This window comes from Nostoc sp. CHAB 5836 (assembly GCF_020829445.1).
Classification (GTDB): Bacteria; Cyanobacteriota; Cyanobacteriia; order Cyanobacteriales; family Nostocaceae; genus Nostoc.
The window spans coordinates 1-22,388 of sequence record NZ_JAIVFV010000012.1 but is presented as its reverse complement, the minus strand read 5'-3'; the positions used below and the strand labels follow the sequence as shown (position 1 = coordinate 22,388).

General features: G+C 42.2%; 20 protein-coding genes. 12 read left to right on the top strand and 8 right to left on the bottom strand.

All coding sequences use genetic code 11. From position 1 onward, the window contains the following. Positions 1–263 precede the first annotated feature (263 nt). A complete protein-coding gene (locus tag LC605_RS04205) occupies positions 264–773 on the bottom strand; it encodes a hypothetical protein (protein WP_229546356.1) in 510 nt (169 codons plus the stop codon). Between the two features lie 158 nt (positions 774–931). Beyond that, the gene (gene thrB, locus LC605_RS04200; RefSeq protein WP_229546318.1) at positions 932–1,846 is read right to left on the bottom strand and encodes a homoserine kinase; all 915 of its coding nucleotides are present in this window, start codon (positions 1,844–1,846) and stop codon (positions 932–934) included. Between the two features lie 308 nt (positions 1,847–2,154). On the opposite strand from thrB, the gene LC605_RS04195 reads away from it, so the two are divergent. Continuing rightward, positions 2,155–2,931: a DUF5131 family protein gene (locus tag LC605_RS04195; RefSeq protein ID WP_229546317.1), complete on the top strand. Its 777-nt coding sequence runs from the start codon at positions 2,155–2,157 to the stop codon at positions 2,929–2,931. Here the strand turns inward: LC605_RS04195 and LC605_RS04190 are convergent. From LC605_RS04190 to cobU, 5 genes are all read right to left on the bottom strand, one after another. Then, the gene (locus tag LC605_RS04190) at positions 2,921–4,048 is read right to left on the bottom strand and encodes a three-Cys-motif partner protein TcmP (protein ID WP_229546316.1); all 1,128 of its coding nucleotides are present in this window, start codon (positions 4,046–4,048) and stop codon (positions 2,921–2,923) included. The two genes, LC605_RS04195 and LC605_RS04190, sit on opposite strands and share 11 nt — an antisense overlap. Positions 4,049–4,194: 146 nt before the next feature. Next, positions 4,195–5,883 carry an NAD(P)H-quinone oxidoreductase subunit 4 gene (locus LC605_RS04185; protein WP_229546315.1) on the bottom strand — a complete coding sequence of 563 codons (1,689 nt, stop codon included), beginning with the start codon at positions 5,881–5,883 and terminating at the stop codon, positions 4,195–4,197. 176 nt (positions 5,884–6,059) lie between these two features. Beyond that, positions 6,060–6,779 carry a response regulator transcription factor gene (locus tag LC605_RS04180; protein ID WP_229546314.1) on the bottom strand — a complete coding sequence of 240 codons (720 nt, stop codon included), beginning with the start codon at positions 6,777–6,779 and terminating at the stop codon, positions 6,060–6,062. Positions 6,780–7,207: 428 nt separating this feature from the next. Next, positions 7,208–7,639 carry a hypothetical protein gene (locus LC605_RS04175; protein ID WP_229546313.1) on the bottom strand — a complete coding sequence of 144 codons (432 nt, stop codon included), beginning with the start codon at positions 7,637–7,639 and terminating at the stop codon, positions 7,208–7,210. A 52-nt stretch (positions 7,640–7,691) separates the two neighbouring features. Then, positions 7,692–8,264 carry a bifunctional adenosylcobinamide kinase/adenosylcobinamide-phosphate guanylyltransferase gene (gene cobU / locus LC605_RS04170; protein ID WP_229546312.1) on the bottom strand — a complete coding sequence of 191 codons (573 nt, stop codon included), beginning with the start codon at positions 8,262–8,264 and terminating at the stop codon, positions 7,692–7,694. Positions 8,265–8,985: 721 nt separating this feature from the next. Here cobU and LC605_RS04165 point away from each other — a divergent pair. The 8 genes from LC605_RS04165 (at position 8,986) to LC605_RS04130 (ending at position 18,255) form a co-directional block, all read left to right on the top strand. Then, positions 8,986–9,813, top strand: a complete 828-nt coding sequence (locus LC605_RS04165) for a hypothetical protein (RefSeq protein WP_229546311.1) — start codon at positions 8,986–8,988, stop codon at positions 9,811–9,813. A gap of 200 nt (positions 9,814–10,013) precedes the next feature. Next, the gene (locus LC605_RS04160) at positions 10,014–10,946 is read left to right on the top strand and encodes a glycosyltransferase family 2 protein (protein ID WP_229546355.1); all 933 of its coding nucleotides are present in this window, start codon (positions 10,014–10,016) and stop codon (positions 10,944–10,946) included. Positions 10,947–10,969: 23 nt separating this feature from the next. Beyond that, a complete protein-coding gene (locus LC605_RS04155) occupies positions 10,970–11,926 on the top strand; it encodes a glycosyltransferase family 2 protein (RefSeq protein WP_229546310.1) in 957 nt (318 codons plus the stop codon). Between the two features lie 205 nt (positions 11,927–12,131). Continuing rightward, positions 12,132–12,713 carry a hormogonium polysaccharide biosynthesis acetyltransferase HpsU gene (gene hpsU / locus LC605_RS04150; RefSeq protein WP_229546309.1) on the top strand — a complete coding sequence of 194 codons (582 nt, stop codon included), beginning with the start codon at positions 12,132–12,134 and terminating at the stop codon, positions 12,711–12,713. Positions 12,714–13,192: 479 nt separating this feature from the next. Continuing rightward, positions 13,193–13,681 (top strand): hypothetical protein, encoded by a 489-nt coding sequence (locus LC605_RS04145; RefSeq protein WP_229546354.1) that lies wholly within the window; start codon positions 13,193–13,195, stop codon positions 13,679–13,681. 206 nt (positions 13,682–13,887) lie between these two features. Beyond that, positions 13,888–14,853 carry a homogentisate phytyltransferase gene (locus LC605_RS04140; protein WP_229546308.1) on the top strand — a complete coding sequence of 322 codons (966 nt, stop codon included), beginning with the start codon at positions 13,888–13,890 and terminating at the stop codon, positions 14,851–14,853. Between the two features lie 3 nt (positions 14,854–14,856). After that, positions 14,857–15,330 (top strand): M48 family metallopeptidase, encoded by a 474-nt coding sequence (locus LC605_RS04135; RefSeq protein WP_229546307.1) that lies wholly within the window; start codon positions 14,857–14,859, stop codon positions 15,328–15,330. 783 nt (positions 15,331–16,113) lie between these two features. Further along, positions 16,114–18,255, top strand: a complete 2,142-nt coding sequence (locus LC605_RS04130) for a hybrid sensor histidine kinase/response regulator (protein WP_229546306.1) — start codon at positions 16,114–16,116, stop codon at positions 18,253–18,255. A 248-nt stretch (positions 18,256–18,503) separates the two neighbouring features. Here the strand turns inward: LC605_RS04130 and LC605_RS04125 are convergent, their stop codons facing one another. Further along, complete coding sequence (locus LC605_RS04125; protein ID WP_229546305.1) at positions 18,504–18,896, bottom strand: MAPEG family protein; 393 nt, start codon at positions 18,894–18,896, stop codon at positions 18,504–18,506. A gap of 355 nt (positions 18,897–19,251) precedes the next feature. On the opposite strand from LC605_RS04125, the gene LC605_RS04120 reads away from it, so the two are divergent. The 3 genes from LC605_RS04120 to cobA all read left to right on the top strand — a co-directional run bounded on the left by LC605_RS04120 (position 19,252) and on the right by cobA (position 22,267). Continuing rightward, a complete protein-coding gene (locus LC605_RS04120; protein ID WP_229546304.1) occupies positions 19,252–20,277 on the top strand; it encodes a lipopolysaccharide assembly protein LapB in 1,026 nt (341 codons plus the stop codon). A gap of 4 nt (positions 20,278–20,281) precedes the next feature. Then, the gene (locus tag LC605_RS04115) at positions 20,282–20,452 is read left to right on the top strand and encodes a hypothetical protein (protein ID WP_229546303.1); all 171 of its coding nucleotides are present in this window, start codon (positions 20,282–20,284) and stop codon (positions 20,450–20,452) included. Positions 20,453–20,671: 219 nt separating this feature from the next. Next, positions 20,672–22,267 (top strand): uroporphyrinogen-III C-methyltransferase, encoded by a 1,596-nt coding sequence (cobA, locus tag LC605_RS04110; RefSeq protein ID WP_229546302.1) that lies wholly within the window; start codon positions 20,672–20,674, stop codon positions 22,265–22,267. Positions 22,268–22,388 lie beyond the last annotated feature (121 nt).

Sequence of the window (22,388 nt, the reverse complement as noted above, 5' to 3'; positions counted from 1 at the left end):
CTTCTAAGTTGAGTCATAGACCTAACCCCCAGCCCCTTCCCTTTAAGGGAAGGGGAGTAAGATTAAATCAGTGAACAGTTATCACAGTTTCAGTCGGAGATTTGACCACGACACCAAACACGCCAGGCCAGAGATATGGGGGACTCTAACTCCCAACGGAAAAATTAATTGATAACTGATAACTGTTCAAAGCCTCTTTCCTAAGAGGAGAGAGGAATGGAAGTGAGGTCAATGTATTGCATACAAACGAAAAGGCTAAAGCATTAAACAATCCGGTTGACAATTGTCCACACTTCCCCATCAGAGCGGACATAAGGAACGGAGATTGTCTTGAACCCAGTAATGAAGGGTTTGTAATAAATCTGCCAATACATGGGACTGAGTTGATTAGCACAAGCCTTAAGAAAACGGACTTCTGCTGCAAGTTCACTTGCTAGTTGATTAATACGTTGAGCATGAACCTCTGCTACTTCTTTCGCTTCCTCTAGCTGCTGCTGGAGGATAAGTTGTTTTGATTCACCTTGCGATCGCACTAACTGACCTTGTTTTTGTTTGATCTGGACTTCCAAGGCGGCGATCGCTGCATCTATGCCTTGGAGTTCAACTGATAATTGAGCATTTTCTCTGGCTTGACGGCGGTACGCTTCCACCATTGCTTGGGGTGAATCATTCTCGCCAGAGATGACATTATTAATAGTGAGTGCGGCGCGTTCTTCTAAAAGAATCTGAATTTGAGAGTTAAGCGCCGCTATTTCAGACTGAGTTTGCTCCATAAATCGAGTCTTAAGTGCTGAGTAAAATATTAAGTAGGTTGGCGCAATTAAAGTTAACTGGCTAAGGCTGTCATTTGTCATTTGTCCTTCGTCATTTATAAGGGTTTAAGGTGTATTTACGTTTCGTAATATAGTTTGGTTTATTCTTGCCGACTTACTTAAAAGCTTTTTGCGCCTTGGGTATCGAGAGAAAGCGATCGCACCTCGGCTGTAATTCCTTCTTCTTGCCAAGCAGCTAACATCGCCGCCTCCACAGCCTTTGAGTGTAATTTATCCGCCAAAGCTAACAGTGTCGGCCCCGCACCACTAATCACCATACCATAAGCACCAGCACTAACAGCTGCGATGTTGAGAGCATCATAACCAGGAATCAAAGCTTTGCGATAGGGCTGATGCAACTTATCTTGTAAAGCTGTCTTTAACCATTGTCCATTACCAGTTTCCAAGCCGCGCAACAATAACCCCAAATGTGCCGTATTGAAAATTGCATCGGCGCGACTCACCTCAGTGGGGAGAACACCTCGCGCCTCTGATGTGGAAAGTTCAAAATTAGGAATAGCCACAACTGGTACAATATCTTGATGCCAGGGAACATCACAAATTTCCCAAGCTACGCCAATGGTAGCAGCGAGACGACATCCACCCAACAAGGCGGGGACTACATTATCAGGATGTCCTTCCATTGCGATCGCTAACTCCATCACCTGTGACTGACTCATAGGTGTACCCTCAAGTTGATTAGCTGCAACTAACCCACCAACAATTGCTGTCGCCGAACTACCCAAACCTCTCGCCAATGGGACACCTAATTGAATTTCTATTTTCACAGTTGGCGGTGTTTGCTCTATATGTTGATAGAACTTGACAAACGCTTGGTAAAGGAGATTGCTCTCATCCGTTTGGACTTGTGCAGCTTCCGTACCAGTGACATGAATATTTAGCCCACCTTCTTCTAGACGAGTGAACTTGAACTCGTTGTACAGCTTTAATGCTGCACCAATGCAATCAAAACCAGGCCCCAAATTCGCAGTTGTGGCAGGAACGGTAACAGTGACACCAGAAACAACAGACATTGGCAAAACTCAGTAATCATGAACCAGCATCCCATGTATTGGCAGCATTTTGGGGCTAGTTTTTGATCGCTGTTGGGGATACTTTGATTTACTGTTCCTTAATCCATCCTTTGAGCCTTGAGTTGCAGTGGTTGTAGCTCTGGCAAAATTCTACTATGGGGATTTAAATAGTTGGATTATGCGATCGTTCCGACCCATCTACAGCAATGAGATGATCATGAGTTCTGTTATAGTACGTATACACTATAAAAATCATAGATCCCAAAAAGTATAATTTGCAGAATTTGTAATTTACAAGGTTATGTAATATGTCTAGTACGCACACGGGTATTGAGTGGACAGATAAAACTTGGAACCCAACGACTGGTTGTAACAAAGTTAGCCCAGGTTGTTTGCATTGTTATGCAGAAGCTCTCACTAAACGTTTTCCTAATAACTTCAAGAATGGATTTGATTTAACTTTACACCCGGAAAGGTTAGCGGAACCTTTAAAGTGGCGTACTCCAAGTAGAATATTTGTGAATTCAATGAGCGACCTTTTTCATGAAGATGTACCTCTTGATTTCATTCAAAAGGTCTTTAAAGTGATTCATAAAACGCCTTGGCACATATATCAAATATTAACAAAACGACCGGAACGGTTATTTGAGTTGGCTTCTGAACTAGAATTTCATGAAAATATCTGGTTGGGTGTGTCAGTCGAAAATCAAAACTATGTTCATCGTGTTAACTTTCTTCGCCAAGTTCCCGCGACTGTCCGCTTTCTTTCATGTGAACCGCTTTTAGGTGAATTGAATCTTGAATTAACAGATATTCACTGGGTTATTGTTGGTGGAGAGTCTGGACAAAAACACCGCCCTCTAAAAACTGAGTGGGTAAAAGATATTCATGAGCAGTGTCAAGCAGCAGAAGTTGCATTCTTTTTCAAGCAAATTGGCGGAAGAACTTCTAAGGCTGGAGGTAGGTTATTGGATGGTAAAATATGGGATGAAATGCCTGATGCTTGGAAACGGCATCAAAAGAGATGGGGAAATACTCCACTGAAATTAGCAGGTAAAAAAGAAACTTTGGTAATTACTGCTTAGATGGAAATGTAACTTTTACCGAATCTGCGAATGTGAGTTCACCTTTATTCATTCTGCGTTTATTAGCAGGTGGCTCTGCTAGAATTTTAGTCTTAGCTTCAAGATTCTTCAGAGCATCTTTGTAATTCTTGCTAATATAACGCCTTCCAACATGATGCTGATTGTAAATGTCTTGCATGGTTATTGTTCGACCTGCAAAAGTATCCAATAGCATTTCTTCTAAGTCATCAAGAGGACGATAAAATTCAAAAAGCAATGGTTGTCTATAGGTGGCTGGATTATATTCAAAAGAAGGTACGCCTTGATTTTGTTCAGAACTCTCTTTTGCCATTATGTCTTTCATGATTGCATAGCCCTTCACGTGCTTACTCACGAAGATTAAGTGATGGCTAGTTCGGTTGCCGTTTTCATGTTTAAAGCGAAAAGGTAGAACATATTCTCCACCCATTTCCTTGAGAGCTTCGCAAAGTGCCTCTACAACTGTCAACTCCCGTTCTTCTAGTTTAAGGGTTTTTAGTTTTTCGCGTACTTGATCGGCTCGTATTTTTCCAAATAGCGCATTCATGTGTTGTTCAACAGCTGCGTTACCTAAACCCATATTGATCCGGTTGTAATTGAAAAAGAAGATGCAATCACAACCCCAGTTTTTTACAACCGAGTTAATAAGTTGTAGCGATAATCCCTTATATCCCCACGGATCTACAAAAAAGAATGTAGGTACCAACTTTCGCTCGTTAAATGTCTTGACAATATTTTCCCCAACTTCATGATTAATTACTTGAGGCTTATATTTCAAATTTTCAATACCAGGAATTGAATTTATAGTTTCTTGGAGAGAATTAATATGTTCTGCATCAGCATCATTAAATACTGTCACTAACATATTTTGCATATCTGGATTAGAAATCGCAGTCTCTAAAACTTTTATTGGTGTTGATTTTGAACCATCCTTGTATCGGCCTGGGCCTGCAAAAAGGTCTATATAGGCAATTCTTGGGTCACCTTTTTTAGCAGTTGGTATAATTACCTTTGCCCAAGCCCAAAAATATTTCTCAACAATTCTAGCTTTTATTAAAGATTGCTCTTTCTGTTCATCAAAGAAGGAAGTATTACTCATACGCAACCCACTTATGTATTACTCTGATGTAGTAATTGTAGGTTGCGTAGAGCCTTTGGTCAAAGTAATAGCCTAATAAAACTCATAGATGGGTAGTAGTTAGTCCTAGCGATCGCTAACTTCGACAAGTTTATTGGTCAAAAAGCTTACTTTAAAGCTCCCAAAACCGGCGCTACCTCAACCTCGGAAATTTGCGGAACCAAGAATCCATGAGCATAAATTTGGGGATTTGTTTGCGAGATTATGGCATAAGACTGGCGAACATTAGCATTGATTGCGACAGTCTTCACATCGTACATCTGCATCGCTATCTTCGGATAGAAACCAATACCAATAATCATCAGCAGAAAACAGGCAGCGATAAACACCTCACGGGGTCTAGCATCGTCGTAGACTGCATCTTCTGGTACTAAGCAATCTGTACCAAAACAAACTGTTCCCTCATCTTCTTGATTTTCCAAGCCTGCATTATTAATGTCGCATAGCAGTGCCGCATCTTTACCATAAAACACCTCTCGTAGCATGGAAAGTAGATAGATCGGTGTGAGAATGACTCCAACGGCGGCGAGAAAAACCGTTACGGTGCAGAAAGTCGAGCTGTAAACATCACTGCTTGTCATCCCAACAAATACCGATAGTTCGCCAGCAAAGCCGCTCATCCCGGGAAGTGCTAAAGATGCCATTGCTCCGATGGTAAACAGAGCAAAGACTTTGGGCATGGCTTGACCAACACCGCCCATATCTTTCATTACCATTGTGTGGGTGCGATCGTAAGTAACACCCGCTAAGAAGAACAGCACAGATGCGATTAAACCATGCGAAATCATCTGCAACATCGCGCCGTTGATTCCCAAATCAGTGAACGACGCAATCCCAAGCAATACAAACCCCATGTGAGAAATCGACGAATAAGCCAAACGCCGTTTCATGTTGGTCTGAGCAAAGGAGTTCAATGCACCATAGATAATGTTGACAACACCCAAAATGGCTAGAACTGGCGCAAAGTAAATATGTGCATTGGGAAGCAACTCAAGATTCAGGCGAATTAGTCCATATCCGCCCATCTTCAGCAATACACCAGCTAAAATCATTGATACAGGAGAAGATGCTTCGCCGTGAGCATCAGGTAGCCAGGTATGCATGGGGAAAACAGCAAGCTTGACACCAAATGCAACCAGTAACCCTGCATAAAGCAGCAGTTGTAGACCAAGGGGATATTCTTTCTTGGCCAGGGCGGTTATATCAAATGTCATATTACCACCGCCGTATAGCCCCATTGCCAGGGCTGCCACCAAAATAAATATAGAAGCGGCTGCGGTGTACAACAAAAATTTTGTAGCTGCATAACGACGCCTTTGCCCACCCCAAATGCACACTAGTAGATAGACGGGAACCAACTCTACTTCCCACATAATGAAAAATAGGAGTAAGTCTTTGGCAACGAACACCCCTACCTGTGCAGAGTACAGCACCAGCATCAAAAAATAGAAGAGGCGGGGTCGGTGATCAACTTGCCAAGCCGAAAACATCGAGAGTGTGGTAACAAATCCTGCTAGCAGCACAAGTGGTGCTGAAAGTCCATCGACTGATACCGCCCAGTTAAAACCTAACTGAGGAACCCAGGCATAATTTTCCACCATTTGAAAACTAGCACTGCTGGCATCGTAATGCTTCCAAAAGGCATAGCACATTAAGGCAAAGTCTGCGATACCTACACCCAGTGCATACCACCGCACGCGCTTGCCATCTTTATCAGGCAGCACAGGGATGATTAGGGAGGCAACGAGTGGCAGCAAGACAATTGCAGTAAGCCAGGGAAATTGATCCGCTATCATGTATATGAGGAGAAAAAATACTTATTTGTGAATGATTGTTATTCTACTAAACTTTGTAACAATCTCTTCATAAGTATTTGTCCCAGTTAACCATAAATATTTGTCCTAGTTAACCGCTTTGACTCAAAGACAATTGACTTGAAAATGGCGACTGGGGAAGAAGGATTTTTATTTGCTCACGGTACTAATCCAGCTCGCAAAGCACGGACAGCAGCCTGTGTCCGGTCAGCAACACAGAGTTTATTGAGAATACCTCGAACATGAGTTTTGACAGTACCAACTGTTAGATAGAGCCTTTTAGCAATTTCTGCATTGTCACATCCACCGACAATCAACTCTAAAACATCCATTTCCCTGTGAGTTAAAGGATAGCTGACTATACTTTTCTCAACATCTGGGTCAATACCTTCAATCAAGACTCTTTTTCCAGATGCACCTCTGCTACCATCGGGGAAATCTTGGCGTATTTGTTGTAGTACAAGGTCGGCGATCGCTGGATCGATCCATGAGCTACCTGCATGGGTCGTTTGCACAGCCTCCACTAGTTTCTCCGTTTCGATATCCTTCATGCAATAAGAATCTGCACCTGCTGCAAATGCTGCTAAAACAGCCTGTTCGCTATTCTGCATCGTTAAAATTAGCAGCTTTGTGGTATAATCTTCATTCTCTGCTTGATATTGCCTACATGTGCGTGTTAGCTCAATACCATCCATGTCAGGCAAACCAATGTCAATAGTTGCAACATCCGGCTTGAGGCTTTTCAGAAGCTTGATGCCGTCGGCTGCATTAGCTGCTTCACCAACAATGCTGATCTCTGCCTGAGTTTGCAAGGCAGCCCGTAAACCGATTCTCGTCAGGTTGTGATCTTCAATCACGAGGATCTTGATTTCACTCATAGTTGCTTAACTTTACTGTTATTTATCTAAAGTACAGATTAAAATAATCTCGTTCTTCTATTCGGTATCTTATACAAAAACCAATGCTTTTGGTATTATTTCGTGAACTTCATCTACCGTAAGAGATAAATAACCTGAACTGGGAAGTTTTTCTCAAAGTTTGAGTTTTGGCTGGCATTTCCCAGTGCAAAGCATACTTCCAGAACTGTCATAAGCTGTTGAATATTTAAATTGCATATACTGGGCAGGCTTTTCGCCCCACCCCACAAGAGTTATATTTAATCCGATTATCCAAATTAGATGTTTTTTAGCCTACCAATGTGAAAATCCAAAGCTGCGGCGGATAATACCGCCCATCGACTTTACCAAAAAGTCATCAGACAGGCGGAAGTTTAACGCCCGTGGAAGTGTCGATAATTGGTCGTTTTTTATACAAAATTATCTACAAGCCGATCGCGAATTGTTTTGAGTTGCTCTTGAGTCTTAATTGGCTCTCGTGGTGCTGGCAATTCGGTATTCGGCCAGTTAGGTAAATCATTGCAGGGGCATAACAATGCCGGCATCCCAACGTTTCGCGCGGCTACTGGCATACTGCAACGACCACAAGACACTATATCCCATGCTGGTGTCAAGAGTTCAGCAATGGTTTCTTGTGTACCCTCTAGGTAACAATCACCCGATTCCGGTGAGATAATTTTCTGCCAGCACTCTTCAAATTCTTCACTATAGCGATCGCCATTTAGCACCGATAGGGGAGCGAAATGCTGCAAAATGCTTGCCTTTGGGTTGCTCGTAATCACTTTCTTACCCAACTGAAACCAGTAGGCAAGGTATCCTCTAACTTCTTGTTTAGTTGCCATAAGACAATTTTAGATTTGAGATCTGAGATTTGGGATTAATTTGAATCAATAGTTAAGAATCTTGACTCCTAACTTCTCCTTCACTTCTCAAAGGCAATGGCGAACCCAGGACGCTGAGATTTAAAACATGACCACCAGTCACCAAATAAACAGTTTCACTGAGGGCACTTAGCTGGCGGACTAAAGAACCTAGGCGATCGCGGAATGTTCTCCCAAGAGGATAAGCTGGTACTACACCCCAACCTACCTCTTCTGCTACAAACAGCATATCAGCAGCGACCAGATCCACCGTCTCTAACAACTCTGTAAGGATGTTTTCCCAGCTAGATTCATCCTGTTCTAGCAGATTAGCAACCCAAGTTCCTAAAGAATCAACCAAAAGGCAGGTATAGGGTTTAGCATCAGCGAGGGTAGCAGACAGTTCCATAGGTACAGATAAAGTTACCCAGTCTTGGGGACGACGTTGTTGGTGTTGTAAAATGCGTTCATGCCACTCTTGATCATCTAGATTATCAGTGGCTGTTGCTACGTAAACAACTGCTTTTCCTGACTGCATGGCCAGACTTTCCGCCCATTCACTTTTACCAGATCGTGCTGGCCCTGTTACTAAAATGATTTTACCCAAAGTTGTTTCCTGAGTCTTTTAACAATATGCCTAAGTAGGTCGGCGCAATTAAAGATAACTGGTGATGGCTGTCATTTGTCCTTAGTCATTCGTCATTGGTAAGGGTTTCAAGGCTATTTACGTTTCGTCATATAGTTTGATTTATTTTCACCGACTTACTTACAGTTTCAATTTATTACCGCAGTTTTTTTCTTCATGGATGAGATTTTTCGTTTCAAATAACTTTTAAGGGATAAAATTAGCACCAGCATCGTTCTAAATTTTTAATTCATAATTCTGTTTCCAGTCGAAATTCAAACCCCACTGCAAACGGGACTACCGTGATTATGCACCGACTAAAAACCATTTTTACACCAATTTTGCGGTATATGAACCACATCTGTCGTAGAGGTGCAAGACCTTGCACCGCTACCGGATGGTCTATTTTCCTGAAACTTGCTGTAATTACGAATTACGAATTACGAATTACGAATTAGATTGATGCCCAACTGGCAAAAGCCGAAAATCCCCACAACTCTATTCTTATAGCGATTCTCAATTGCATGGAATACAGACCTAACAAGAACAGCCCCTTCCCTTCTAGCGTTGGGGAGTAAGATTCAAAGCCTCTCTCCTCAAAGGAAGAGAGGAATGGAAGTGAGGTCAAAACTGTACTGCACCCAAGCGAGAACCGCTATAACTATTCAACACCATCGGGGACAGCAAACTTTAGGATGTTTTTATGAACGCAGGTTTAAAACGCATTGAAGCAACTCTACACGATTTAGGGAATCGCGGCACTGGCTCTGATGCCCAAACAGGTGATTCGACCACAAAAGGGCCTTTCTCCTTTAGAATCAGCGTTGGAGCTAACGAAGCCGCAGAAAGTACACAGACTGCATCCTCTCAGGAGGGGGAACTCAACACACAAGGACAAACAGTTGACTTTGACGTAGATACTAAGAGTAATGATCCTCCCGAACAAAATTTCTTTCCTCACCATGACTCCGTGCAGACCTTTCAAGCAGAAGAGAACGGAAGTAAAATACCCAGCCTACCCAAGTTGAAAACTCCGAGTTTTAGTAGCCATCGCCACGGGGCCAATCCAGCATTAGCGATGAATCTATTGCAAGAAATTCAGGAAACTGTCGCTGGTTGGCAAACAGAACTGCAAAATATCTTGCACCAAATTCAAGATATTTATTTAGAAGGCCCAATTGTCAATGGCTGGTTAGAATCCAATCCCCAGGAAGCAGAACCAGCAGGAACCGCAACACTGCGCCATGCAGAGGTTGACCGCCTGATGAACTATGTAGAAGAAATTTGCGCCCGTGGTGGAAAAGTATCTTATGAATCATCTGTTACTGGCTACCGCCTCTGTGGTGTAGACGATGCTGGTAAAGTCTGGTCGCGCCCATGTCCAGCAGATCAGGTTGCCAATGTTAGCATGGCGATCGCTCGTTACCAAAAGTTACGTCAACTGTTGGGGCGCAAGCAATCTTTAGAAACTCGCCTGAGTCAACTGGCCCAAACTCTTGTAGTTTTACACAGTCATATTCAACAAACGTGAAGTTTTAAAGATGATCTCCGAAGAAACTCGGTTGGTGAGTCGGTAACTTTTGGTTTAGATTAACTCTGTGCAGGTGTGCGTTGGATTTAAGATTTTAATCTCAAATCGTTCGACTGAGCAAAGCCGTACCCCTCCGGGGAAGCAAGCTACGCGTAGCGTTCCGCAGGAAAGTCCCAAATCTCAAATCCAAAATGAAATCTATGTCAGATACCCAACTCTCTGCCATTATCTGTACTCACAATCGAGATACCTATTTAGGGGCTGCAATTGATAGTCTTTTAGCACAGGATTTTGCTGCTAACTTTGAAATTGTGGTAGTTGATAATGGGTCTAGCGATCGCACTCGTGAGGTTGTAGAACAAAGGGCCCACAATCCGCACCTGAAGTATGTATTTGAACCCACCATTGGTTTATCTGTCGCCCGCAACACGGGTGCAAAAGTAGCAAGTGGTGATATTCTGGCTTATCTGGATGACGATGCTGTTGCTTGCGATCGCTGGCTACAAGTTTTATATTTTGCCTATTACAATAATTCTAAACTCGCGATCGCAGGCGGCAAAGTCACTCTCCTCTGGCCCCCAGGAATTCAACAACCACGGTGGCTATCTCCAGGGCTAGCTGCAAATCTCGGTGCATACGACTTGGGTGACAGTAACATCTACATCGACCAACCTGGCTCAACACCCAGAGGCTTAAATTACTCCATCCGCCGCAGTTTCCTAGAAGAGATTGGCGGCTTTGATCCTCATCTCGGTCGAGTGGGGAAAAATCTCTTATCAAATGAAGAACTGCAAATGACCGAATTTGCCATACAGCGTGGTTGGCAAGTTGCTTATCTTCCCGAAGCGCTGGTTGCTCACAATGTTGCCCCAGAACGCCTCCAACGCTCCTGGTTTTTAAACCGAGGCTGGTGGCAGGGTATCAGTGAATGCTATCGAGAACAACTTGCTGGTAAAGCTGGCATCGCTCAATTGCAACGAGGTAGCGAACGATTTATCCGCGGCTTGTATAAAGCATTGCAATATTTCTCTGATCCAGCAGAACGGTTTGATAAACTTGTGTATGCTTACGGTCAGATTGGTTACTTAAATGCTGCTATTCAGGGTCTTTTCTCTACATCAAATAAGAAATAGCTAATAACATAATTTATACTCCTATGCTATCTAAAATACCAGTTTCAGTACTAATTCCAGCAAAAAATGAACAAGTAAACTTGCCTGCCTGCCTCGCTAGCCTGAGCAGAGCAGACGAAATATTTGTAGTAGATTCTCAAAGTACTGATAACAGCATTGAAATTGCTAAAAGTTGCGGTGTAAATGTTGTACAATTCAACTTCAATGGACGCTGGCCCAAAAAGAAAAATTGGTCTTTAGATAATTTACCTTTTCGTAACGAATGGGTGCTAATTGTAGATTGTGATGAGCGCATCACCCCCGAACTTTGGGAGGAAATTGACCAAGCAATTCAAAACAATGAATATGCAGGTTATTATCTCAACCGCCGGGTATTTTTCTTAGGAAAATGGATTCGCTATGGTGGTAAATATCCCGATTGGAATTTGCGTTTATTTAAACATAAAAAAGGTCGCTACGAAAATTTAAATACAGAAGATATTCCTAATACTGGTGATAATGAAGTTCACGAACACGTGATTTTACAGGGGAAAGTTGGGTATCTCAAAAACGATATGCTCCACGAGGACTTCCGCGACCTTTACCACTGGTTAGAACGGCACAATCGATATTCCAATTGGGAAGCTAGTGTTTATTTTAATATTCTCACAGGTAAAAATGATAGCGGAACTATCGGCGCTAATCTCTTTGGTGATGCAGTCCAACGCAAGCGCTTTTTGAAAAAAGTGTGGGTACACCTGCCGTTTAAACCTATTTTACGGTTTGTTATATTCTATATTATTCAACGCGGTTTTTTGGATGGGAAAGCAGGATATATCTATGCACGCTTACTGAGTCAATATGAATATCAAATTGGCGTTAAACTTTACGAGTTACGCAACTGTGGTGGTCACTTAAATACTGCAACTCCCCCAAAGGAAGGAGCAGGGGAGCAGGAGAGTAGGGGAGCAGAGGGAAAGTTATTGACTATTGACTCGTAACTTTGCCAATTTTAGATTTTGAATTTTGGACTTTCAAACATCCTCTTACTCCCCGAACGAAGAGCAAAGAGGCGAAAATCCAGTTCCCTCCCCGATTTCGGGGAGGGTTAGGGTGGGGTTCTTTATTATGCAGCTTCACATTAAATTGATATAAGCCCTAAAAAAATCTAAAATCTAAAATCTAAAATCCAAAATCCAAAATCGAATGACCAATGATCAACCCTTCGTAGATTTACGCAAATATGACCAATCTTGGTTTGACCGGGGTCGTCCAGCTTGGTATATTTTATTATGGTGGTTTGTACAAGCGATCGCCTTTACCCTCACTCCTCAACCATTAAATATTGCGCGTTGCGCTTTGCTACGACTATTTGGCGCTCGTATCGGTAAAGGCGTATTAATTCGACCCACCGCCCGCTTCACCTACCCTTGGAAAGTTACCATTGGCAACTACAGTTGGATTGGAGATAACGTAGTTTTATACAGCCTCGATCAGATCCGCATCGGTGAACACTGCGTAATTTCCCAGAAAAGTTACCTATGTACTGGTAGTCATGATATCCAAGACCCTGCCTTTGGTTTGAAAACAGCGAGTATCACCATTGACAACGGTGCGTGGGTAGCAGCTGATTGTTTTGTTGGGCCAGGAGTGGAAATTGGCGCTAATGCTGTGATTGGCGCTCGTAGTAGTGTTTTTACTAATATGCCCTCTGGACGAGTTTGTTGGGGAAGCCCCTGTAGTCCCAAGACGGATCGGATAAAACTTGATACCTCCACAACCCCATGAAGCTAAAAACCTGAAACTATGTAAGTTGGAAAGCCAGCCCTGTAGAAAGATTTCCCGGCTTGAGGTGGATTAATCATATCATGTCCCAATACAGTTCAGTTAAGCATTTCTCCCCTCTCTTTCTCTCTTCTCTCTGTGCCCTCTGCGCCTCTGCGGTTCGTTAAAGAAAAAGAGTTTTAGCCTTAAGTGAACCGTATTGTATCATGTCCGAATAATCAGACAATCTTTCATGATAAAATTAGAATCCGTAAATATAAGATGAAAAACTCCATAACAAAAAACGTATTTACGCATTTAATAAAGTAGCCATACAGATAAGATTAAACTTAGCCGAGATGTCAACCCCTTCGGGGAATTCAAAATTATTAATTCAACATTAAAGACAATCAGTACTTGCTCTGTACCCAGAATTAATTAATTCAAAATTATTCTGATTATTCATTTTGAATTTTGAATTTTGAATTGAAAAAAGGTCAATGATGAACAAACTATTGGATGAAACGCTGTCAATCAAAATTGCTGAACGGATAAACAGTAGAGCTAGCACTCCCTTTGATAATGCTTACAAAGCAGCATTATCCACTGAGGGAGCAAAATATATTCAGGGATTTTTAGCTTTTCCTGGGAAACCATACAGACCGATTGAACACAGTTGGATCGAGCTAGACAATATATCGGGTAATAACTTTCTTATACACATTATCGATCCTACATTACCGCACTTGAACAAAAATCCCGAAGAACTCTGGTACTTTGCTGCACAGAAGCTGACCGTTAAAAAACTGAAAGCCATCATTGAAGAATCGAAAGAAGATTATCCAGAAGATGATCCATTGCCAATCTATGGTGATCCACCTTATGAATATTACGGTGATGTCATGTTAGGTGGACAAGACTATTTAGTAGCATATCAAGCCGCAGAGGCCAAGTGCAGAGAAATCAACGAACTCAACCCTGAGAGAAACTAACAAAACTCAATTAAATAATTAAGGGTGACCAAATTCTGTGACAATGATTTAGGACTTACGCAAAAACTCTCTGAAACTCTTGTTCCTTTGCGTCCTTTGCGTCCTTCTCCCAAGAGGAGACGCTAACGCGAATGCGGTTCTTTTTTTCATGATTTTGCGTAAGTCCTGTGATTAACAACAAGCAGAATATTGTATCTAAGCTACTCATGAACCAGAGTTCTGAAAACAGCCCTTTACCAGGTAACCCTGTTCCATCATTTTTCAATTGGTTATACGCTTTCTGGAAATTCTCTCGTCCTCACACGATTATTGGTACAAGTCTGAGTGTTTTGAGTTTATATTTAATTGCCATTGCTATTAGTAAAAACGCGATTAATCAGGTCTCTACCTATTCCCTACTCCCTGTGTTCGGCGCATGGATTGCTTGTCTGTGTGGCAATGTCTACATTGTGGGTCTGAATCAATTAGAAGATGTTGAAATTGACAAAATTAATAAGCCTCATTTACCCCTAGCATCTGGTGAGTTTTCCCAGCAAACAGGGCAATTAATTGTTGCTTTTACTGGGATTTTGGCGCTAATTGTGGCGTGGCTAACGGGGCCATTCTTATTGGGTATGGTAGCGATTAGTTTGGCCATTGGTACTGCTTATTCTTTACCGCCAATTCGCTTAAAACAGTTTCCCGTTTGGGCAGCGCTGTGTATTTTTTCGGTACGCGGCACGATTGTTAACTTAGGACTGTATCTGCATTACAATTGGTCATTGCAACAAAGCCAAACAATTGAGCCTGTAGTGTGGGTGCTGACGTTATTTATTTTGGTGTTTACCTTTGCGATCGCCATCTTTAAAGATATCCCCGACATCGAAGGCGATCGCCTCTACAATATTACTACTTTCACTATTAAACTCGGCCCGCAAGCTGTGTTTAATCTTGCTCTTTGGGTAATAACCACCTGCTATCTGGGAATAATTCTGGTTGGGGTGCTGCGCCTCGCCTCAGTTAACGCCATATTCCTGATAATTGCTCATTTGGGGCTATTGGTTTGGCTGTGGTTGCGGAGTTTGACGGTAGACTTACAAGATAAAAGTGCGATCGCTCAATTCTACCAATTTATCTGGAAACTCTTTTTTATAGAATATCTAATTTTTCCTATCGCTTGCCTTTTGGCTTAGACAATGCTAGAAACCTTTCCCACTAGTTCTATTATCGCTGCTCTTGTAGTTGTTCTCAGTCTATCAATTCTTGGCTATTTTGTTTGGAAAACTTTAATTACTTCAGACTTGTTTCAAAAAGGAATCAATCTTGCTCAAGCACAAGATTACCAAGGCGCAGAAACAGCTTTTCGCAAAGTGATTTCTCTCAACTCTACTAATGATGTAGTGCGCTTGTTTTTGGGAGATGTTTTAAACCAGCAAGGCCAAGTAGAGGAAGCAACAGAATTATTCCGGGAAGTAATTAGTCGGACTCCGAAAAATCCTGATGCTTACTTGCGTCTGGCGAATATTCTCATGCAGCAAAAACGCGAAGAAGAAGCTAAAACTAACCTGCTACAAGCTAAAGATTTATTACAAAAACAGCGCCAACCTGAAAAAGCTAAAAAAATCACTCAACTGTTAGATAAAATGAGTGCTAAGTCAAGTGAATCTTAAAATAATTCGTAATTCGTAATTCGTAATTCGTAATTAGGTTTTGTGTTAGCGTAGCGGTAGCGAGTCTGCGAACGCGCAGAGCGTCTCGTAGAGAGCGTCCGAGGATTTAGACCCCGACACAAAACGCGTTGTCTATAGAGGCAGGGGACTTAAACCCGCAAAGTTCGTTAAATCTTTCTGTTGTGTCTCCTAATTTTTTTACCATTCCCATCATGACCCCCAATTTATCGGCGGATTTAGGGGGATCTGGAACGTTTTGATACTTACAATAGGACTTTTCAAACATCCTCTAACGAGACGCACTTGCGTTTGGGGTTCGTTTCCTCGTTCTCTTATTCCTATCTTAAGGCAGGATAATAGTAAAATTAATATAGGAATCCGGTTTGATTTTTGAACAACATTAAGTATTTGTAGGGTGCGTTAGCGACAGCGTAACGCACCATTCTTAAGGATTCGGTGCGTTACGCGAAACGCTAACGCAACGCCAGTTCGCTCAAGTCGGGAAACCCGCCCACACGACTGGCTCCCCTACGTATCTGTTCATAAATCAAATAGTAGTCCTATATGTCCGAATAACTTGGGCTAATTAAAAAATAGGTTTAGTAGTAAATTTTATATAGGACTACTATTTGATTTTTGAAAAAACTTCCTACAACTCCAAAAGGCTGATTCCCTATTCCCCTGTACAAATGCGATTAATCGCGTTTCTCCTTAATCCCTGCCTATGCAAATAAGTTTGAAACTCAAATCAGATTGCTATAGATTCAAAAAAATTAAGTATTTATGTCATACATAATATCAGAATTGTGGACTATTTTTTTTACATCCGAATCATTTATTCCACATGGACACTGCTATCTATGGCAAAGGAATTTAGTTTGGTTACACATATTATCTGACGCATTCATTGCACTAGCTTATTACTCCATACCAGCTACACTCTTCTACTTTGTCCGCAAGCGACAGGATTTGCCCTTTGATTGGATTTTTCTGCTATTTAGTGGATTTATCGTAGCTTGCGGCACTACTCATTTAATGGAAATTTGGACACTTTGGCATCCAACCTATTGGCTGTCAGGGTTTCTCAAAGCAGTAACTGCAACAATATCTGTAATTACAGCATTAGAACTTGTGCCTTTAGTTCCACAAGCACTGGCACTTCCTAGCCCTACTCAATTAGAACAAGCAAATCAAGAACTTCAAACACAAATAGCCGAACGCTTACGGGTAGAGGAGGAACTACGAAAATACCAGAATCATCTAGAAGAAATGGTTGCTATTCGCACCAACGAAATTACCAAAACTAACGAGCAATTACATCAAGAAATTCTTGAACGCCAACGTATCTTAGAAATTCTCCGACAAAGCGAAGAACGCTACCGTTACTTGGCTGAAGCAATTCCTCAACTTGTATGGACAACTAATGCTAATGGTGAATGTGATTATTTTAATCAAAATTGGTGCGAATACACTGGGCTAACATTAGAGCAGTCTTTGGGTTGTGGTTGGTTGGCTGCATTGCATCCAGATGACGTCCAAAATGCTAATGAGGTATGGTCTAATGCTGTAAAAAGTAAAACTATATATAACAATGAATATCGCTTTAAACGGGCTTTTGATAGCTCCTATCGTTGGCAGCTAGCACGAGGTTTACCGCTCAAAGATGAGCAAGGTTTTGTAGTAAAGTGGTTTGGAACGTGTACAGATATCCATGAACAAAAACAAATACTTGAAGAACGAGCGCACCTGCTGGAATTAGAACAAGTAGCACGAGCGAAAGCAGAAACAGCCAATCGAATCAAAGATGAATTTTTAGCCGTCCTCTCTCACGAACTACGCACTCCACTAAATGCAATTCTTGGCTGGTCAAAGTTGTTGCAAAGCCGCAGGTTAGACCAAACAAAGACATCTGAAGCACTAGCCACAATCGAGCGAAATGCCAACTTACAGGTTCAACTTATTGAAGACTTACTGGATATCTCCAGAATTTTACAGGGCAAACTGACGCTGAATATTACGAAGATTAATCTAGAGTCTACGATATTATCGGCGCTACAGACAATGCATTTAGCAGCAGAAACAAAGTTGATTGAGGTGAATACAGCATTTGAACCGAATGTAGGACAAGTTATGGGCGACTCGACTCGTTTGCAACAAGTCGTCTGGAATCTCCTTTCTAACGCTATCAAATTTACACCCAAGGGAGGAAAGGTAGAAGTGCGACTAGAGGAAGCTGATGGCTATGCTCAAATCATAGTTAGTGATACAGGTAAAGGAATTAGTGCTGAGTTTTTGCCATTCGTGTTTGATTACTTCCGCCAAGCAGATAGCACCTCTACGAGAAATTTTGGTGGATTAGGACTAGGATTGGCAATTGTGCGTAATATCATCGAAATGCATGGTGGCATCGTCAAAGCAGAGAGTGAGAGTGAGGGTAAAGGGGCAATATTTACTGTTAGCTTACCGCTTCTGGCAGATGAAAGCCCAAGGCTGATGGATGAAAAAAACTACCCTATATTGTTAGGTACTAACTCCTTACCCCTCACTGGTATTCAGGTTTTAGTTGTCGATGATGATGCGGATTCGCGAGATTTTGTTGCTTTTGTATTAGAGCAAGAAGGGGCTTTTGCGATCGCGGTATCTTCTGCATTGGAAGCATTAGAAACCCTAGCAGAAGAAAAGCCAGATGTGTTGGTCAGCGATATTAGTATGCCCGAAATAGATGGCTATATGTTAATAAATCAAGTGAGAACTTTGACGCCAGAACAAGGTGGACAAATTCCAGCAATTGCCTTGACTGCCTTTGCGAGAAACGATGACCAGCAAGAAGCACTAAAAGCGGGATTTCAGATGCATTTACCCAAGCCTCTTAACCCAGAAGAATTAGTTGCAGCCATTATTCAACTTATGGAAACAAGGACTTGACACTGCTATACAAAACTTGACTAAACTTCTCAGGTCATTTGGAAAACCTCACTTCTATTTCTCTCTTCCTTTAAGGAGAGAGACTTTGAATTTCCCCTTTCTGGCATCGGGAAGGGGGTTAGGTTTTTGGTGGACTTTTCCACATAACCTGAATTGTCAGATGTAGAGACGTTGCATTGCAACGTCTCTACAAAGGATTTGGGGCTTAACCCAAGCGTATTCCATTAATCAACCGGACATGATATAACTTATGGCTGCACCAAAGACAGGATGATGCCAACCAGGGAACCTAAGAGTAGCACCATACTGCTGATAGAACTAATGACAAAGCCAATCATCCGCTTTTGGGCCGCCTGATAGTATCCCCAAGCGTAGACAATTCGGCCCACAAGCCAGATAGCACCCACAAGTGTCCCCCACAATGGGTTGACGTAGAAAGAGAACAACCATAAAGCTGGTAAGAAAAAAACTAATTGTTCTAGGGTATTTTGCTGAACACGCAGCACCCGTTCAAAGTCCGCATCTCCTGTCATTTGCGGAGGTGGTACTTTATACTTGGCTCTGGCTCGACCAACATTAATTGTGATGATCAAGTAGAGCAAGAGTGTCAGAGAAGTTATAAGACTAGTCCAGGGTGACATATCTTCCATCTTTGCGTACTAAAAAAGTATAGTGCTTTAGTTTCATAATTGAGCGATGCCTGTGGCGGCTAAGGGAGACTGAAGGGTAGCAGCTGGAGTGATCCCCTTGGAGAGTACACTTGTATCAAGTTCGATTAATCATTTATAATTCCTGCTATAATTCCGCCAAAGCTATGCTTTTGCTGGTGTAAGAGCATTGGGGGGAGCCACTGTGGTGGACGGGTTCCCCGCCATAAAGCAAGTGGCGTTGGGGCTTTTACTTACCTTGAGAGCCAAGGACTTTTTCTCTGACGAGACGCTAGCACGAACGCCCCACTTGCAGACGAGGTTTTGAACCTTTACTTTTTTGATAAAAATGCTGAAAAACAAGAATCTACTGGTAGCAGCTATTATCTGCTTGTGTTTGAGTAATGGGAATACTGCCTTTGGTAAAGATGTTGGCGTTGTTTTATCAAAAATTCCAGACTCAAATCAAGCAGCACTTCCCCAGAACAAAAAAGCAGTTACTAACTTCGAGCAAGGAGCCAATCTCCAAAAACAAGGAGATTTGAAAGGGGCAGAGGCAGCTTTTCGTAAAGCAATTGAACTAGAACCAAAATTTGTCCAAGCTTATATTGCTTTGGGAAATACTCTCGGCGATCAAGGTAAACCTCAAGAAGCGATCGCACAATACAATCAAGCCATCAGCCTTGATCCTAAGTATCCTGAAGCTCACTTTTACTTAGGAAACGCTCTCTACGCTCAAGGTAAACTAGAACAAGCGATCGCTCAGTACAAAAAAGCCATAAGTTTCCATCCCGAATATGCAGACGCTCACTATTACTTAGGGAACGCCTTGTACGCCCAAGGAAAACCAACAGAAGCAGTCGCCGAATATACAGCAGCCATTGGTTTCGATCCGAAAAATCCAGCAAGTTATAACGCCTTGGGAAATGCTCTGTATGCTAAAGGCAAACTAGAAGAAGCGATCGCACAGTACAAAAAAGCTATAAGTTTCGATCCCAAGTATGCAGAGGCTCACTATAATTTAGCAAGTGCTTTATACGCTCAAGACAAGCTAGCAGAAGCAGTCGCCGAATATACCCAAGCGATTCACCTTGATCCTAACCATGCACAAGCTTACACGGGTTTGGGAAACGCGATGGACGATCAAGGTAAACCTCAAGAAGCGATCGCACATTACAAAAAAGCCATTAGCCTTGTACCCAACTATGCTGATGCTTACTATAATTTGGGCATCACTTTGGGAAGGGAACAACAGCTAGAAGAAGCGATTTTTAATTTCAAAAAAGCCAGAGAGTTATTCCAAGCACAGGAAAACAAGGAGATGGTTGAGCAAGTTGATCAGCTAATTCAAAAAATTAACACTCGAACGAATTGAATAAATGTTATGGAACATTGGGCATTGGGCACTTGTACTGCCCTTAAGAGCGGGACGCACCCGCGTTCGACTAAGTAGGTCGGCGCAATTAAAGATAACTGGTGATGGCTGTCATTTGTCCTTTGTCATTCGTCCTTGGCAAGGGTTTCAAGCCTGTTTACGTTTCGTCACATAGTTTGATTTATTTTCACCGACTTACTTACGCAGTTCAACTGCGCTCACCGTAAACTCAGGAACCGCAAAATCGAAGTATTAGGGACTAGGAAAGAAGCAGGGAGAGCAGGAAAGAAGAACTATTGATAAACGACAAAGGACAAATGACAAATGACAAATGACAAACGACAAATGACAAATGACAAACGACAAACGACAAATGACAAATGACAAATGACAAATGACAAATGAAAGAGGCAAAGTCTACCTTGTAGGTGCTGGGCCTGGAGATGCAGCATACCTAACAGTCAAAGCTTACAATCTCTTAGCTGCTGCTCAGGTGTTAGTTTACGACGCTTTAGTAGATGCTCAATTATTGCAGTGCGTACCAGATAATTGCCTGAAGTTGGATGTCGGCAAACGCGGTGGCAAACCCAGTACAACCCAAGCAGAGATTAACAAGTTACTGGTAAAGCACTGTTTGCAAGGAAAACAAGTTGTACGGCTCAAATCAGGCGATCCATTGATTTTTGGGCGTTGCACTTGGGAAATTGAAGCGTTGAAAGCATCTGGTTGTGATTTTGAACTGATACCAGGAATTTCCTCAGCCCTTGCAGCACCCTTGTTGGCAGGAATTCCCCTCACAGATCCGGTGTTGAGTCGCACTTTTGCAGTGCTTACCGCTCACCAGCCAGAGGTTTTAGACTGGGAAGCACTCTCACGCTTAGATACACTGGTAATTTTGATGGGAGGGCAACATCTACCAGAGATTATACATCAACTGGTGCAGCATGGGCGATCGCACTTAATACCCATTGCCATTATCCGTTGGGCAGGAACTCCTGCTCAACAAATTTGGATCGGGCAACTAGGCAATATTCTGGAACAAACCACCGAATTATCCCTTTCTCCGGCGGTAATTGTGATTGGCGAAGTTGTTGGGCTACGCAAGTACTTACAACCTGAGAAAATAGATTGTCAGGATTCAACTACAGCCAAAACTCCTAGTCCCCCTGCTATGTCAAGCAACTTCTCCCAATCTCCCCTTCCCCTTACTGGTAAAACAATCTTGGTGACACGTTCAGTTGGACAGTCGAGCCAATTTAGCGATCGCCTCATCGCATCAGGTGCTACAGTCATCGAAATGCCTACCTTAGAAATCGGCCCGCCTTCTAGTTGGGAAGATTTAGATCATGCGATCGCTCATTTATCTGACTTCCACTGGTTAATTCTCACTTCTACCAATGGCATAGACTACTTTTTTGAAAGGCTAATGGCCCAAGGTAAAGATATCCGTGCGTTAGCAGGTGTCAAAATTGCCGTCGTTGGCGAGAAAACAGCCTATAGTCTAAAACAACACTGTCTCCAACCAGATTTTATTCCCCCCAACTTTGTTGCCGATTCTTTAGTAGAAAATTTTCCAGAAAAACTGGATGGTAAAAAGGTTTTATTTCCCAGAGTTGAAAGCGGCGGAAGAGAAGTTTTAGTTAAGGAATTAACTCTCAAGGGAGCAAAGATAATTGAAGTTGCGGCATATCAATCTTGTTGTCCGAGTAGTATTGCACCTGCGGCAAAGTTAGCTCTCCAAAATCGTAAGATAGATGTGATTACCTTTGCGAGTTCTAAAACTGTGCAATTTTTCTGTCAACTTACTAATAATATATTTTCCAATAACTCTAATGTCAGTCAATTATTAGAAGGAGTTTGTATTGCCTCTATCGGGCCTCAAACCTCCAAAACTTGTCATGCTTTATTCGGACGTGTAGATGTAGAAGCGCAAGAATATACTTTAGATGGTTTAACCCAAGCACTGATCACATGGGCAACCAATTCTTAGCTCGACTTTATCCAAAATTAAGAACTCGGTTTTCTTTATGCGGCAAAAACCCTGGCTTTTTAGCAAATACTTTTTCCACTCTACAGGTTATCCATAAAATTCAAAAACTAAAACTACCGTT

Excerpts from the sequence above, each read along its gene's own strand:
- LC605_RS04205 (WP_229546356.1), bottom strand. The coding sequence starts at position 773 with ATGGAGCAAACTCAGTCTGAAATAGCGGCGCTTAACTCTCAAATTCAG.
- thrB (WP_229546318.1), bottom strand. The coding sequence starts at position 1,846 with ATGTCTGTTGTTTCTGGTGTCACTGTTACCGTTCCTGCCACAACTGCG.
- LC605_RS04195 (WP_229546317.1), top strand. The coding sequence starts at position 2,155 with ATGTCTAGTACGCACACGGGTATTGAGTGGACAGATAAAACTTGGAAC.
- LC605_RS04190 (WP_229546316.1), bottom strand. The coding sequence starts at position 4,048 with ATGAGTAATACTTCCTTCTTTGATGAACAGAAAGAGCAATCTTTAATA.
- LC605_RS04185 (WP_229546315.1), bottom strand. The coding sequence starts at position 5,883 with ATGATAGCGGATCAATTTCCCTGGCTTACTGCAATTGTCTTGCTGCCA.
- LC605_RS04180 (WP_229546314.1), bottom strand. The coding sequence starts at position 6,779 with ATGAGTGAAATCAAGATCCTCGTGATTGAAGATCACAACCTGACGAGA.
- LC605_RS04175 (WP_229546313.1), bottom strand. The coding sequence starts at position 7,639 with ATGGCAACTAAACAAGAAGTTAGAGGATACCTTGCCTACTGGTTTCAG.
- LC605_RS04165 (WP_229546311.1), top strand. The coding sequence starts at position 8,986 with ATGAACGCAGGTTTAAAACGCATTGAAGCAACTCTACACGATTTAGGG.
- LC605_RS04160 (WP_229546355.1), top strand. The coding sequence starts at position 10,014 with ATGTCAGATACCCAACTCTCTGCCATTATCTGTACTCACAATCGAGAT.
- LC605_RS04155 (WP_229546310.1), top strand. The coding sequence starts at position 10,970 with ATGCTATCTAAAATACCAGTTTCAGTACTAATTCCAGCAAAAAATGAA.
- hpsU (WP_229546309.1), top strand. The coding sequence starts at position 12,132 with ATGACCAATGATCAACCCTTCGTAGATTTACGCAAATATGACCAATCT.
- LC605_RS04145 (WP_229546354.1), top strand. The coding sequence starts at position 13,193 with ATGAACAAACTATTGGATGAAACGCTGTCAATCAAAATTGCTGAACGG.
- LC605_RS04140 (WP_229546308.1), top strand. The coding sequence starts at position 13,888 with ATGAACCAGAGTTCTGAAAACAGCCCTTTACCAGGTAACCCTGTTCCA.
- LC605_RS04135 (WP_229546307.1), top strand. The coding sequence starts at position 14,857 with ATGCTAGAAACCTTTCCCACTAGTTCTATTATCGCTGCTCTTGTAGTT.
- LC605_RS04130 (WP_229546306.1), top strand. The coding sequence starts at position 16,114 with ATGTCATACATAATATCAGAATTGTGGACTATTTTTTTTACATCCGAA.
- LC605_RS04125 (WP_229546305.1), bottom strand. The coding sequence starts at position 18,896 with ATGTCACCCTGGACTAGTCTTATAACTTCTCTGACACTCTTGCTCTAC.
- LC605_RS04120 (WP_229546304.1), top strand. The coding sequence starts at position 19,252 with ATGCTGAAAAACAAGAATCTACTGGTAGCAGCTATTATCTGCTTGTGT.
- LC605_RS04115 (WP_229546303.1), top strand. The coding sequence starts at position 20,282 with ATGTTATGGAACATTGGGCATTGGGCACTTGTACTGCCCTTAAGAGCG.
- cobA (WP_229546302.1), top strand. The coding sequence starts at position 20,672 with ATGACAAATGAAAGAGGCAAAGTCTACCTTGTAGGTGCTGGGCCTGGA.